Source organism: Rhodococcus sp. 2G, from assembly GCF_001886355.1.
Taxonomy (GTDB): domain Bacteria; phylum Actinomycetota; class Actinomycetes; order Mycobacteriales; family Mycobacteriaceae; genus Rhodococcus; species Rhodococcus pyridinivorans.
On the sequence record NZ_CP018063.1, the window covers coordinates 694907 to 708800 of the forward strand.

At 70.2% G+C, this 13894-nt stretch carries 13 protein-coding genes and 1 pseudogene; 7 read left to right on the plus strand and 7 right to left on the minus strand.

From position 1 onward, the window contains the following. Positions 1–70 precede the first annotated feature (70 nt). The gene (locus BO226_RS03280) at positions 71–1072 is read left to right on the plus strand and encodes a hypothetical protein (protein WP_039586261.1); all 1002 of its coding nucleotides are present in this window, start codon (positions 71–73) and stop codon (positions 1070–1072) included. 84 nt (positions 1073–1156) lie between these two features. On the opposite strand, the gene BO226_RS03285 is transcribed toward BO226_RS03280, so the two are convergent. Together BO226_RS03285 and BO226_RS03290 are read right to left on the minus strand one after the other, a co-directional pair. After that, positions 1157–2116 carry a glycerate kinase family protein gene (locus tag BO226_RS03285; protein WP_071934592.1) on the minus strand — a complete coding sequence of 320 codons (960 nt, stop codon included), beginning with the start codon at positions 2114–2116 and terminating at the stop codon, positions 1157–1159. Further along, positions 2113–3018: a hydroxymethylglutaryl-CoA lyase gene (locus BO226_RS03290; RefSeq protein WP_071936336.1), complete on the minus strand. Its 906-nt coding sequence runs from the start codon at positions 3016–3018 to the stop codon at positions 2113–2115. The genes BO226_RS03285 and BO226_RS03290 overlap by 4 nt, the downstream gene beginning before the upstream one ends. 210 nt (positions 3019–3228) lie before the next feature. Here BO226_RS03290 and BO226_RS03295 point away from each other — a divergent pair, with 210 nt between their 5' ends. The 6 genes and pseudogenes from BO226_RS03295 to BO226_RS03320 form a co-directional block, all read left to right on the plus strand. Further along, complete coding sequence (locus BO226_RS03295; protein ID WP_006553937.1) at positions 3229–3420, plus strand: hypothetical protein; 192 nt, start codon at positions 3229–3231, stop codon at positions 3418–3420. Positions 3421–3660: 240 nt separating this feature from the next. Continuing rightward, the gene (locus tag BO226_RS03300) at positions 3661–5736 is read left to right on the plus strand and encodes a hypothetical protein (protein ID WP_071934593.1); all 2076 of its coding nucleotides are present in this window, start codon (positions 3661–3663) and stop codon (positions 5734–5736) included. A 106-nt stretch (positions 5737–5842) separates the two neighbouring features. Then, entirely contained in the window at positions 5843–6808 is a 966-nt protein-coding gene (locus tag BO226_RS03305; RefSeq protein WP_071934594.1) for a hypothetical protein, read from the plus strand. Between the two features lie 95 nt (positions 6809–6903). Further along, positions 6904–7266, plus strand: a complete 363-nt coding sequence (locus BO226_RS03310) for a PadR family transcriptional regulator (protein WP_024103494.1) — start codon at positions 6904–6906, stop codon at positions 7264–7266. Then, complete coding sequence (locus BO226_RS03315; protein ID WP_071936337.1) at positions 7266–8618, plus strand: permease prefix domain 1-containing protein; 1353 nt, start codon at positions 7266–7268, stop codon at positions 8616–8618. The genes BO226_RS03310 and BO226_RS03315 overlap by 1 nt, the downstream gene beginning before the upstream one ends. A 325-nt stretch (positions 8619–8943) precedes the next feature. Continuing rightward, a pseudogene (locus tag BO226_RS03320) lies at positions 8944–9336 on the plus strand (aromatic ring hydroxylase); the annotation flags it as partial. Positions 9337–9397: 61 nt separating this feature from the next. Here the strand turns inward: BO226_RS03320 and BO226_RS03325 are convergent. The 5 genes from BO226_RS03325 to lhgO form a co-directional block, all read right to left on the minus strand. Beyond that, positions 9398–10057: a response regulator gene (locus tag BO226_RS03325; RefSeq protein ID WP_033097335.1), complete on the minus strand. Its 660-nt coding sequence runs from the start codon at positions 10055–10057 to the stop codon at positions 9398–9400. Between the two features lie 13 nt (positions 10058–10070). Then, the gene (locus BO226_RS03330) at positions 10071–11243 is read right to left on the minus strand and encodes a sensor histidine kinase (protein ID WP_161793634.1); all 1173 of its coding nucleotides are present in this window, start codon (positions 11241–11243) and stop codon (positions 10071–10073) included. 10 nt (positions 11244–11253) lie between these two features. Beyond that, positions 11254–11838 carry a DUF1772 domain-containing protein gene (locus tag BO226_RS03335; protein WP_006553945.1) on the minus strand — a complete coding sequence of 195 codons (585 nt, stop codon included), beginning with the start codon at positions 11836–11838 and terminating at the stop codon, positions 11254–11256. Between the two features lie 80 nt (positions 11839–11918). Then, complete coding sequence (locus BO226_RS03340; RefSeq protein WP_006553946.1) at positions 11919–12578, minus strand: SDR family oxidoreductase; 660 nt, start codon at positions 12576–12578, stop codon at positions 11919–11921. A gap of 86 nt (positions 12579–12664) precedes the next feature. Further along, positions 12665–13861, minus strand: a complete 1197-nt coding sequence (gene lhgO, locus BO226_RS03345) for an L-2-hydroxyglutarate oxidase (RefSeq protein ID WP_064851446.1) — start codon at positions 13859–13861, stop codon at positions 12665–12667. Between the last annotated feature and the right edge of the window lie 33 nt (positions 13862–13894).

The following is a 13894-nucleotide window of genomic DNA, read 5'->3' on the forward strand; positions in this document are numbered from 1 at the left end:
CTAGGCTCGTCCGAGCGACGGCCGCTCGGGCCGTCGTGATTCGTGCTGGCAGCCGTGGAGGGACGAACAGATGCGCCCGATGCTCGGCATCTCCGTCGACGACGGTGAAGTGTGCGCGGTCCTCGTCGATGCCGACGTTCCGAGTCTCGGTCCGTTCGACTCCCAGCGAGGCTTCGGCGCACCCGGGGACACGCCGGCGGAGGCCGCTGCCGCTGCCGCCTCCGCCATGGCGGAACGTGCCGCCGCGGCGTCGCTGACCCTGTCCGCGGCCGCGGTGGTGACCGGTCCCGAGAACGACGAGGACGCCGAACCGGTCACCGAGGCGGTGCGAGCCGTGCTCGGTATCGACGTCGACACGGTCCTGCTCGACGACGCGCGACTGGCCTTCCTCGCCGGAGCACCCGAACTCGCGGAACTGCCGGTCCTGGCCCTGCACACCCGTACCTACGGCGTCGAATCCGCATCGATGGTCGACGTCCCCTCGCGCACGGTGCTGTCCACGGTGAGTCCCGACGGCGACGAGTTCGGTCCCTACACGCAGTCCCTGCCCGAGGCGATGGACGAAGCGGTCGCCCGCGCAGGCACCTCGCCCGACGCGGTGGTCTTCCTCGATCTGCGTCCCGGCGACGCCCGTCCGGCACGAGAACTCGCCACCGTCCTCGGTGTTCCCTTCGTGACTCCGCACGGGGTGCCCTGGCATCGCGCGACCGGTGCCGCGCTCGTCGCAGCCGCCCGCCGTTCCCCGACGGTCGTCGCCGCGCCCACGAACCGTCGTCGCGGCACCGTCCTGCCGGCCATGCTCGTCGCGCTCGTCGCCCTGCTGGGTGGGGGACTGGCCGTCGCGGTGAGCAGCGGCGTGCAGGCGGAACGCTCCGCGCCCGGACTGCAGACGGCCGTGGCGCCGCCGCCGTCGCCGGTGCCGTCGCCCGATCGCGCACCCGTCGCCGACCCGTGCTCCGAGGCGCGACCGGCATCGTGGCCGGCCCACGCGTCCGATCCGGTCGACCCGGTGCCGACGCCCGAGACGCCCACCGAGATTCCCTGCGGCAGCGCACCTCCCACCGCTCCGTGATCGGCCGGTGATCGGGCGCATTTCTCAGGTGCGCAGTGCCGAAAGGCGCATCTCTCAGGTGCGCAGTGCCGAAAGGTACATCTCTCAGGTGCGCAGTGTCCGACCGGCGCGCGTCAGCGATTCCGCATCGGATGCGACGACGACATCGGCGAACCGCTCGCGGTAGTCGCCGAGGTCGTCGCCGACCGAACCGACCACCGCGACCACCGGAACGTCGCTGCAGCGCGCGAGGATCGCCGAGACGATCTTGCCCGCCCGCGACTGGCCGTCGAGCCGTCCCTCGCCGACCACCACGAGATCGGCGGTGCGCACGGCGTCGTCGAATTCCACTGCGTCGAGCACGAAGTCGGCTCCCGACCGCAGTTCTGCACCGAACCGCGACCACATCCCACCGGAGAAACCCCCGGCCGCTCCGGAGCCGTCGACCTCCCGCGGGTCGCGGGGGAGGGTCAGCGCCCTCTCTTCGAGGCGGCGCGTGAGCAGCGCGACGGCTGCCGTATCGGCGCCCTTCTGCGGCCCGAAGATCCGTGCCGCATCGGTGTAGCGGGTCGTCACGTCGGACAGCACGGTGACGCGGGCGTCGTCGAGCCCACCCCGCTCGTCGATCGCGGCGATCGCACCTGCGCCCCCGTCGGTCGTCGCCGACCCACCGGCCGCGACGACGATGTGCCGTGCTCCGTGCCGGACGGCTTCGGCCATGACCATCCCGGTGCCGTAGGTGTCGGCGGTGACGGCGTCGCGCGGACCGTCGTGCGGAGTGGTGATGCCGCTCGCCGTCGCGAGTTCGACGACGGCCGTGCCGTCCGGCGACATCCCCAGCAGTCCGCGGCACGGTGCGCGCCACGGGTTCACGGCCTCGACCTCGATCCGGGCGAGACCGAGCGGCCCGGCGAGCGCGTCGAGAGTGCCCTCGCCGCCGTCCGCGACGGGCATCCGGATCGCGGTGTGCCCGGCGCTCTCCACACCGGAGGCGATCGCGTCGGCGACCTCGACGGCGGTGTAGGTGCCCTTGAAGCTGTCGGGGGCGATCAGGATGCGGGTCACCGGAGGGCCCAGTCGAAGGCCTCGGCCTCGGAGCGGGCGCCCTGCCGGGCACGCGACCGGTTCGGTTCGTCCAGTTCGGCGACGATGTCCTCGCCGAGCCGGACCAGGGCGCCGAAGACCTCCGGGTCCAGCCACGACGGGCGGGTCGCGAACAGCAGGTCCTCGCTCGCGGTGTTGCCGCTCGCACCCGGTGCGAACGGGCACCCGCCCAGGCCGGCGAGTGCGCCGTCGACGACGGTCGCCCCGGCGTCGATCGCGGCGAGGCTATTGGCGACACCGAGACCCCACGTGTCGTGACCGTGGTAGACGATCCGTCGGTCGGGGGTTTCGGCGGCCAGGCGCGCGACCAGCGACGACACCTGGCCGGGCACGGCCTGGCCCAGGGTGTCGGCGACGACGATGTCGGCGGCCCCGTCGGTGCGCGGATCGCATGCGATCTCCACGACCCGGTCGGGATCGACCGGCCCGTCGAACGGGCACGTGAACGCCGTGGCCAGGCACAACTGGATACCGCCGCCGACGGCGTGGGCGCGTTCGATCGCCGCCGGCATCGCGGCGATGCTGTCCGCGGTGTCGCGGCCGATGTTGGCGCGGTTATGGGCGTCGGAGACCGAGAAGCAGTACTGGAACCGTCGGGCACCGGCCGCGATCGCCTTCTCGACGTGGCGCGGCGTGGCGACCCAGATCCAGCAGCGGTCGAGTTCCTCCTCGGTCAGCGCTGCGACGAGGTCGAGGGTGTTCGCCATCGGCGGCACGAGGTCGGCGCGGGCCAGGGACCCGATCTCGAGTTCGGGCACGCCCGCGGCGAGCAGCGCCCGGACGATCTCCACCTTGCGTTCGGTGGGGAGCAGTTTGCCGGTCAGCTGCAGTCCGTCGCGCAGCGTCACGTCGCGCAGGATCACGTCCGTGCATGCTCGGTCACTCGTCGGTTCCGCCACTGTTTCCGCCTCCCCGTCGTGTTCCTGCCGACCCCACCGTCTCGAACCGCACCAGTATGCCCCGGTCACCGTGCGGGCACGATCCGTCGACACACCGATGGACTTTCGCGAGGACTGTGACAGATGACACTATCCTCACCGTTCTGATCGTGAATTGCCGGAAGGTGCGGGGAAATGGCTTCGGTCCTGGGAAAAGTACTGCTCTGGATCGCTCTGCTGGGGGGACTGGCCGGGGCGGTGATCGCCGTGTGGGCGCTGCACGTGAACGGGCTGGTGGCCTCGCTCATCGTCGCGTCGGTGACGGGACTCGTCCTGCTGCGGCTGCGCCCGGAGGCGCGTGACGACTCCGACATTGCGCTCACCTGAGCGGTCGACCGCGCGATCACCTGAGCGGTCGACCTCGCGATCACCTGAGCGGTCGACCTCGCGATCACCTGAGCGGTCGACACCGCCCTCACCTGACGGGAAACGGGGCGTTCGGACTGTAGGGTGAGAACCGGCGTCCGGGTCGAGGGCGCCTCGCGTGGACGCGCTGCACGAGCGCGCCGTCGACGCCGGAGAGGGGGTCCGCGGCCTCCGCCGGGCGTGGAAGAGGAGCATCGGTCAGTGTCGCTGTGGTCTCGTGCCTTGTCGTCGGACGAACTCGACAGTCGTCGCTGGGTGGATCTGATGCCGTGGATCGACCGCTACGGATCGGCCCGCACCGCCGCCCTCGGGGCACTCGTGTCGTCGTCCCGCTGGTGGGAGAACGAGTCGCCCGCCGAGACCTGCGAGCACACCGAGATTCCCGAACTGTGCGCCGAACTCGCCCACATCTACGTCACCGACCACCCGGAGCTGCGCTTCGCGGACGGTCTGCTGCGTGAGGACGAAGTGCCTGTGGCCGCACTCGATCTCGGTCCGGCCGCCGCGACCCTCGTCGCGCGCCTCCCGCACGCACCCACCACCGCCGAATTGTTCAGTCGCAGTCCGGCCGATCTGCTCGGGATCCGCGGCGCCGACCGCGACGCGGTGGAGGAGATCGTCTGCGCCGCGCTCGTCGCGACGGTGCTCCGCGAACCGGCCACCCTCGAAGCCGATCCGCGTGCCGCGCGGGTGCCCGCCGCGGTGCTGCTCCTCGACGACCTGGCGGCGCTGGCGCGGTGGAGTCGCGTGTGCGGCCGCGACGATGCTCCTCTCCTGCTGGCCGTGATCGACGACGGGGCGCCGGAGGAGATCCAGGACGCCGCGGCCCGGTTGCGGGCACTCACCGCCCGCGACCTGCCGGTGGCGGCGCCGGCCGATCCGATCGCCGAACTCACCGACTACCTCGAGGGCTTGCCCGACGCGGAACGCACGGCCTTGCGGCGCCGCGTCCACGACGGCGTCGACGACCCGGCCGGGCCGTCCACCTTCCCATTCGGCACGGCGGTCGGCGACCTGCTCGCGGCGTTGCGCGTCGACGTGCGGCCGGTGGCGGCCTTCGACCGGATGGTGCGCACCCACCCGGTGCTGGGCCGGACCGTCCAGGGTTTCGACGTGCCCCTGTGGCGGGTGTTGCACCGTCTCGACGACCGTTTCGAGGTCGCGGACGGGTGGATCGCGGTACCGGATCTGCCCGACGCCGAGAAGCAGACCCGCGGACTGCTCTCGGAGTTCGAATCACCGAACGGTGTGGTCGAGCCCGCCGCCGTGAAGGCCGTGTGGTCGCTTCCCGACGACGAGTTCGAGGCGTGGACCCGGTACTGCGGCACGACGACCTTCGAAGGCCGTTTACTGTCCCCGCCGGACGGGCTCGCCGGACGTGCCGCTCAGGTCCTCGAGGTGCTCGGCGACCCCCTGACCGCCGACACGCTTGTCGCGCGCATGGGGGTCAATGCCGACGTCCACACCCTCGTCTCCGAACTCGCCGACGACGAGCGCTTCACATCCGACGGTGAACGTTGGGCGCTGGCCGAGTGGGACGTCGACGTGGTCACCGCCATCCGCAACCGCATCGCACGGCTGGTCGATGCCCGCGGCGGAAGCGCCGATCGCGACATGGTGGTCGCCGCGCTCGTCGACCGATTCGGCATCTCGGAGGATTCCGCCCGGACGTTCACGGCCGGAGGGGATTTCGAGGTCGTCGACGGCCGTGTCCGGCGTCGTCACCGCTCGCACGTCCCGATCGCCCTGCCCGAGCGCACACGCCGCCTCTACCGGCTGGGGGAGGCCTGGCGCCTGCGCATCCCCGCGACCCGCGACCACCTGCGGGGAGCCGAGTTCACGGTTCCGTCCGCCGTCGCCGCGATCGCCGGGTGCGCACCGGGTGGGCACGTGGTGCTCCCGTCCCGCCTGGGCGGCCAGACCCTGCGCTGGACGGGACCGGTGCCGCGTCTGTCCTCGATCCGCCGGTTTCTCGAGGACGTCGGGGTGGAGGAGGGCAACGAGCTGCTGCTCGAGGTCCGCACCGACGGCCGGTTCGACGTCCTGCCGCTGCGCACCGTCGCCGACAACGCCGAACCGCTGCGCAAGGCGCTCTCGCTCATCGGCCACACCGAACCGGAGACCGTACCCGAGGAGCGGATCGCGTCGGCGTTGGCGTCCGCTCTCGGCCTCGACGGGGAGTCGCGCCCGCGCCGGATCCTGTCGGCCTACCGGGCCCGCAGGGAGACCGAAGTGGTGGCCCTGCTCGAACAGGCGTGGGTCCGTGTCCCGAACTGAGCGGGAAGTGGGTCCGTGTCCCGAACTGAGCGGGAAGTGGGTGCGCGTCCCGAACTGAGCCGGAAGACGTGATGCATCCGGCCCTTCGACGTAGCACGATTGGGGTATGGCCGACACGTCGAAACCCACCGCCGCAGTCCCCACCGCCCCCGACGCGGTCCTCGAGGCGTTGCGGGGAGCAGTCGCGTCGGTGGAGGCCGCCGTCGTGCGTCTCGAAGGCGACGATGCGGCGCCCGGAACCGTCGACTGCGTGCTCGACCTGGCCGGGGCGGAGCCGGCCGGCGACATCGTCGCGACCCATAATGTTCTGACCAGGGCGGCATCGATCGCCGACCACACCGGCGGTCTTCCCGACCGGGACTGGCAGTCGATCGCCGACCTCGGTGAGGGCCTCGCCCGGACGGTGACGCGTCTGCGCGGGCACGTCTCTTCGTCGCTCGACGATCTCGGACTCGACGCGGCGGTGGGTGAGCACGTCGAACTGCTGCAGAAGGTCGCGGTGGAGGAGGCTCTGGGGGAGACGCTGCAGTTGCTCGTGATCGTCGAGGACTGCCTGTTCCTGTGGCATCGCGTGCGCCTGGCACGCACGCCCGACGACGAACTGCGCGACGCGCTGACCTCCGCCCGTCAGGTCCTGGCCGACCACTTCACGCAGGACGCCGAACTGCTGCGCCGCGCCCGTGCCGCGCTCGCCCGGTTCGCGGAGGGCACCCCGATCGAGGTCGTACGCCGCTTGTCGTCGGGACGGACGACGAAGGTGCTCGCGGGTCTGCGTCAGGACTTCGACGACTTCCGGTGGGCGTGCCGTGCCGACGAGGCGGGTTGGCTCGACGACGAGGACCCGGTGATCGCCGAGGCCCTGGACTCGATGAGCAGTCCGCTCAAGGCGGTCGGGGGAGTCCTCGGAGACGTGTTCGAACGCGGCCGTGCGCGGGTGACGGAGACGTGGAGTCGCTCCGAGGCTTCGGAATCTGCCGCTTCGGGATCTGCCGCTTCGGGATCTGCGGATTCCGGATCGACCGCCTCCGGCTCCGACGAATCCACAACCGCCGGATCCGACGACCGGCAGTAGACGCCACCGCACCACCTTGCGGAGAGCGCTCGGTCCTTATACCTAGATCTGCTAGGGTCACCGTTATCCATAGAACCTCTAGGTATGAGGACGACATGTTCATCGAGAAGGATTTGGTGGCCGCGTCCGCCACCCCGCTCGTGCTCGGCATCCTCGCCGAGGGCGAGTCGTACGGGTATGCGATCATCAAACGCGTCAACGAGCTGTCGCAGGGCCGGATGCAGTGGACCGACGGGATGCTCTATCCCCTCCTGCACCGTCTCGAGCGGGCGGGGCACGTGTCCGCCACCTGGCGTGTCGCCGACAACGGGCGGCGCCGCAAGCACTACGCCATCACCGACGCGGGCCGGGAAGTCCTCACCGAACGGGCGGCGCAGTGGACGGTCGTCGCCGAGGCCCTGCACCAGGTGTGGCAGTCGGCCCAGTTGCCTCCCGCCGTCGCGCCGGGGTGGTCGTGATGACACTCGACGCACATCTCGAGGACCGGATCGCCGGCTGGCGCAACTACGTCGCCGACCATCGGGTCATCTCGTCCTCGGACATCGACGAGATGGAAGATCATCTGCGGGAACAGATCTCGGACCTCGTGTCGGTCGGACTGACGGCCGACGAGGCATTCCTCGTCGCGGTCGGCCGGATGGGTGGTCTCGACGAGGTCTCCCGCGAGTTCGCCCAGGAACACTCCGACCGGCTGTGGAAGCAGCTCGTCCTCACCGGTGGCGGTCGCGGTGAGGAGTCCGGAACCCCGCGTCGCCGTAGGGAACTCGCGGTCGTCCTCGCCTGCGCGCTCGGTGCCGGTCTGGCCGTCCGGGCCGGATTCGAGTGGCTCTCCGATAACGCACTGGTGCGCAACGCCGCCGTGCTCATGCTGCCCTTCCTCACGCTGTATTTCGCGTGGAAGCGTCAGATGAGTCCGAAGAGCAGTGCGCTCCTTGCCGTTCCGTTCGTCCTCGTGGCGATCGTGCTCAACGTCTTCCCGTTCGAACCGGGCGGCGCCACCGAGATCATCGCGGCGATCCACGCCCCGGTGGTCCTGTGGTTCGTCGTCGGTGCGGCCTATGTCGCAGGGCAGTGGCGATCCCATCGCCGTCGCATGGACTTCGTGCGCTTCACCGGGGAGTTCGCCGTGTACCTGGCGCTGCTCGCGCTCGGCGGCGGCGTGCTCATGGGGCTGACCGCGGGTGCCTTCAGCGCCCTGGGGATCGATATCGAACCGTTCTTCGAACAGTGGATCGTCCCGTTCGGGCCGGCCGGAGCGATCGTCGTCGCGGCCTGGCTCGTCGAGGCGAAGCAGCAGGTCGTGGAGAACATCGCTCCCGTTCTCACCCGGGTCTTCACGCCCGTCACGATCCTCATGCTGGTCGCGCTGTTCGTCGCGGTGATCGCGTCCCACAGCGTCGTCGACGTCGACCGGGGCCTGCTGATCCTCATGGACCTGATCCTCGTGCTCGTCCTCGGACTTCTGCTCTACTCGATCTCCGCCCGCGACCCGCACGCCGCACCGGACGTCTTCGATCTGCTGCAGGTGATGCTGATCGCCGCGGCGCTCGCTGTCGACCTGCTGATGCTCACCGCGATGGCCACCCGCATCGCCGAGTTCGGCTTCACGGCCAACAAGGTCACCGCCCTCGGTCTGAACCTCGTCCTCCTGGTGAACCTCGTGTGGGCGGCGTGGCTCGGCATCTCGTTCCTGCGGGGCCGCACCGGTTTCGCGGCGGTCGAGCGGTGGCAGATGCGCTACCTGCCCGTCTACTGCGGGTGGGCGGCACTGGCGGTCGTCGCGATCCCGCCGCTCTTCCGGTTCGTGTGAGCGCTCTCGACTCGGGACTACCATGCCCAGGACGGACGCGGTGCCCACGTACACGACGAGGCAACTCGCTCCCGTCTGCGATCACCGACCAGAAGGCCCTCGCGGTCAAGTTCCTCGTCCGGCAGCGCGCCCAAGGCGTCAAGCTCACACCGACCGGTCACGCGGTGCTCGAGCGGGCGAAGATGCTGCTGCACCACACGAGCGAACTCGAGAGCGACGCGCAGTCGGAGGCGGGCGACATCGTCGGTCCGGTGGCGGTGGGGTGTTATCTCTCCCTCGCGCCGACATCGACTTCCGCGAGGACACCCAGAACCGTTTGCGGATGCTGCTCGACTTGCACGACCTCGACGAGGCACTCGGCGCGACGGCCGGTGAGGCCTTCGTAGTCCGCCCCGACGGTCTGCTGCTGTGCCGTGTGCCGGTCGCCGACCTGGACAGTGTCGCCGCATCCCTGCGCTCCGGTGCCGCTCCGGCGGGCGCGGAACTCCCGGCCCGGCCTGCCGAGCAGGTCACCGAGGACGACCAGCGTCGCGAGAACGTCTGGCTCGGCCTGTCGACTGCCCTGGATCAGGCCGCCGAGGACGACCGCGAGGGCTTCCTGACACGACTCGCGCTGGTGCTCGGCTCGCAGATCGACCGCCGGCAGTTCGAGGAGGCCATCGCGGCCGCCGCGGACACCTCACCGCTGCGCGTGGAGGAACTCGCCCCGCAGGCCTGACCGCCGATACCGCTCGACCATCCGTCCCCGGTAGCCCCCTGCTACCGGGGGCGGACCCCTGTCAGGGATCGGTCGGCGGGACCAATCCCGTGCGGAAGGCGATCGCGACGAGATTCGCCCGGTCCCGCGCCTGGAGCTTCGCGAGAATACGGGTGACATGGGTACGCACTGTCGTGGGACTGATGAACAGCTCGCGTCCGATCTCGTCGTTCGACAGCCCCCGACCGACCTCGGCGAGGATCTCGCGTTCGCGCTCGGTGAGCACACTCAGCATCTCCGTCCCTCGCACCCGGGGACTGCGCGCTGCCGCCTGCATGACACGGCGCGTCACCGTCGGCGAGAGCATCGCCTCGCCGGCCGCGACGGTGCGGACGGCGGTACGCAGTTCCTCGGGGGCCGAGTCCTTCACGAGAAAGCCGGTCGCACCTGCACCGATCGCGTCGAGAATGTTGTCGTCGCTGTCGAAGGTCGTCAGCACCACCACCCGTATCCGGGTCGACGGCGAGGCGCCGAGGATCCGGCGGGTCGCTGTGATCCCGTCCGTCCCCGGCATCCGGATGTCCATGAGCACCACATCGGGTTCCGTACGCTCGACCACTCTCACGGCGTCGTTGCCGTCGGCGGCTTCGCCCACCACCTCGATGTCGTCGGCGCGACCGAGCAGTGCCCGCAGCCCCTCCCGGACGAGGGCCTGGTCGTCGACGATCACCACCCTGATCACGATCGACCTCCTGTCACGATCGACTTCCCGTGGGGATCCGGGCCGACACGAGGAAACCCCCACCGTCCGATCGTCCCGTCTCGATCGTTCCGCCGAGCAGACCGACGCGTTCGCGCATGCCGGCGAGCCCCCAGCCGGCCGAGGCGCCCTGGCTCGGACCCCGACCGTCGTCCTCTACGGCCACGACGAGGACATCGTCCCGAAGTGTCATTCTCACAACCGCTTTCGAGGCATCGGCATGTCGTAGGACGTTGCTCAGCGCCTCCTGCACCACCCGATAGGCAGTCGCGGCCACAACCGATGGAAGGTCGTCGGTCGTTCCGTCGCGGTCGATGCGCATGTCGAGTCCCGCGGCGCGCACCGTGTCGACGAGACGGGGCAGCTGCGCGAGCGACGGTGTCGGGGCGCGGCGGGAATCGTCAGGGGAGCGGAGGGCCTCGACCGTGGCGTGGAGTTCCTCCACCGCACGCGAACAACCGGTGCGTACCGCGGCGAGCGACCGGCGAGCGAGCGGCGGATCGTCCTCGATCGCTTCCGTCGCGACGCCGGCGTGCAACGAGATGACCGAGACGGTGTGCGCGAGCAGGTCGTGGAGGTCGCGGGCGATCTGCACCCGTTCCCGCTCGACCCGCCGGGCGGTTTCGTGCTCGCGTTCGAGCTGTGCTGCCCGTTCCCGCCGGACCATCTCCGCTCGCAGAGCGCGTCGCGACCGGACACTGTCGCCCAGGGCGATGACCGCGGCCATCAGTCCGATCTGCCCTCCCACCTCGAAGCCGAAGAGGTACGCGAGATCGTCGCCCTGCGCCCAGCGCACCCCGGTCGACAACACCGCCAACGTGACGGCCACGGTCACAGCCCAGCGCAGATGTGCCCGCTCGGCAGCCGAGTACAACGCCACCGCCAGCGGAACGGCGAGACCGATCGGCGGCAGCGACAGGCTGTAGTACACGACGAGCGCGACGGCCGTGAAGAGCAATACGCCCACCGGGTGAGTCCGGCGTACGAGGACCGCGCCGGCGACGAGTGCAGCAAAGACGTAGGCGAGTGCCGTCGGTCCCGAGCTGTCGCTCCCGAGATCCGCGACGATCGCCCCGACGAGAACGGCAAGGACCACAGCCGCGAGGAGCACATCGATCGTGCGGGCCCGGCTTCCGGTGCCGCCGGGGCCGCGAGCGGACCACCACACGTCGGCGACGTTACCGCGCGGACGGCGCGGGCGGCATTCGAACATCGTGTGCGGCCTGCTCCCGTGCGGCACGAGCGAGTGCAGACGAGATCAGCACGCGACGCAGGGCGCCGAACGCGAGTGTCGCGGTGAGTGCACTCATCGCGAGCCGCACACGGTGGCCGGTCACGAACTCCGTGGCCACGCGACGCAGTGTCTCCGCCGAGTGCACCGCGATGCCCTCGTCGAACATGATGGTGTTGCGCGGCCAGAAGTACAGCGCGGAGAACGCGAACTCGCCCAGGAGCAGGACGGTCAGGCTCGCGAGAACCCACCTGCGCGCCGCCCGGTCCCGGCGTACGACGATGAGGGCGGCGAGACCGAGAGCGACCGTGAGTGCTCCCATCGGCGGGAAGAAATCGGCGGGACCGGTCTGCGAGAAGAACCGGACGGCCAGATCGAGAGAGTCCGGCGGAGCGTGGAAGATGTTGGGATACAGAATGATCGTTTCGGCGAGGATGCCCCCGAACGCGATGAGCGCGACCCAGGAATAGGCCGCGCTCACCACGGTTCGGAGGGTGTCGCTTCGGGAGTTCGTGACTCGGAGTGCGGTCATGGGATCGACGTTAGGAGCGGTGGGCTCCGCAAGCGTCCACCCGTGATCGTGATCCGCGTACGACTTCCGACGTACGGGGATTACCGCAGCGCGTCGAGTGCCTCGTCGATCGGGACGTCACCGTTGTTGAACTCGATGGTGCGTCCCACCGTCTCCGGTCGCTCGAGCACCGCTGCGGCGACGGCCGCGACGTCGGCGCGCGAGACCTGCCCCTTGTCGCTCGCCCCGTGCCCCTCGATCTCGATGCGGCCGGTGGGCGGGTCGAGGGTCAACGCGCTCGGACCGAGGATCGTCCAGTCGAGGTCGGTACCCCGCAGATGGGTGTCCGCCGCCGACTTGGCCTCGGCATAGGCATAGAAGCTGTTGTCCTCGGGGACGCCGTGGTCGGGGCGGGCCCCGAAGTACGACACCATCACGTACCGACGGACCCCGGCCTCCTGCGCGGCGGTCATCGAGGCGATCGCCGCGTCGCGGTCCACCGCATAGGTGCGTTCGGGATTCCCTCCGCCCGCGCCTGCAGACCAGACCACCGCGTCGTGGCCGCGCAGCAGCTCGGTGATCTCGGCGATGTCCATCTTCTCGACGTCGGCGACGACGGGCGTGCCACCGGCAGCGCGGACATCGTCGGCGTGATCGGGATTGCGGATGAACGCACTGGTCTCGTGACCGGCATCGGCCAGCAGCCGCTCGAGATGCAACGCGACCTTGCCGTGTCCTCCGAAGAGTGCGATTCGTGCCATGGAGACCTCCTGACGATGAAGTGGTTCCCTGCAGCATGCCCCGAACCGGTCACCGCGAACCGTGACGTCCGCCGCCGGATGCCCGATCAGGCGATGCGTTCGAGTGCGCGGTCGACGAGATACTCCGCGATCGCCATCGACGAGGTGGCCCCGGGCGACGGGGCGTTGCGCAGGTGCACGACCCGTCCGTGCCCGGTGACGACGAAGTCGTCCTCGAGACCTCCGTCGGAGTTCATCGCCTGAGCGCGGATGCCACGCGGACCCGGCCGCACGTCGTCGACGGTCAGCCCGGGCATGTACGCGGCCGCATCGGCGACGAACCGCCGAGTGCTGCTCGCCGTGCGTAGTTCCCGACCCGCTGCGGGCAGGTTGTTCGCGGCGAACCGCCAGAAACCGGGCCAGGCGACGGCATCACGCAGATCCCGCCACGATCCGCGCCCGCCGCGATAGGCCTCGCGGCCGGGGGAGAGGAAGGCGTTGGGTCCCACCATCACCTCACCGTCTATCCGCCGGGTGAGATGCACACCGAGGAACGGATAGCGGGGATCGGGCACCGGATAGATCAACCCGCGCACCTTCGCCGCCGCGTCGGGTTCGAGCAGCAGATAGTCGCCGAGGAACGGGACGATCCGCGGGTCGCGGGTGTCACCCGAGGTGTGGGCGAGGCGGTCGGACTGCAGTCCCGCGCACGTGATCACCAGGTCGAAGGCCAGTTGATCGCCCGGGATGTCGACGACGACCTGCTCGCCCGCCGCACGGATCGCCGTCACGGCGGTACCGGTCCGCACCGTGCCGCCCGCGGCGACGACGTCGTCCGCGAGCGCGCGGGTGACGGCGACGAAATCGATGATCGCCGTGTGCGGGGAATGAAGGGCTGCGATCCCGACGGCGTGCGGCTCGATCGCGGTGATCTCGTCGGCGCCGATGCGCCTGATGCCGGGGACCCCGTTCGCCGTGGCCCGCGAGAAGATCGCGTCGAGCCGGCCGAGGTCCGATTCGTCGAGGGCGACGACGACCTTGCCGCACTCGTCGTAGGGCAGGCCCTTGTCCGTGGTGAACGTCTGCAACAACTCCACCCCACGCCTGCACAACCGGGCCTTGAGGCTGCCGGGTGTGTAGTAGAGGCCGGCGTGGACGACACCGCTGTTGTGCCCCGTCTGATGCGCGGCGAGCCGGTCCTCCTTCTCGAACAGCGTGACGTCGGCGTCCGTGAGGGCGAGTCGCCGGGCGGTCGCGGCACCGATGATGCCCCCACCGACCACCGCGACGCGAAGGTTGCGAATACTCAAGGGCCGCTCCCTGTTCTCCGCGGATCG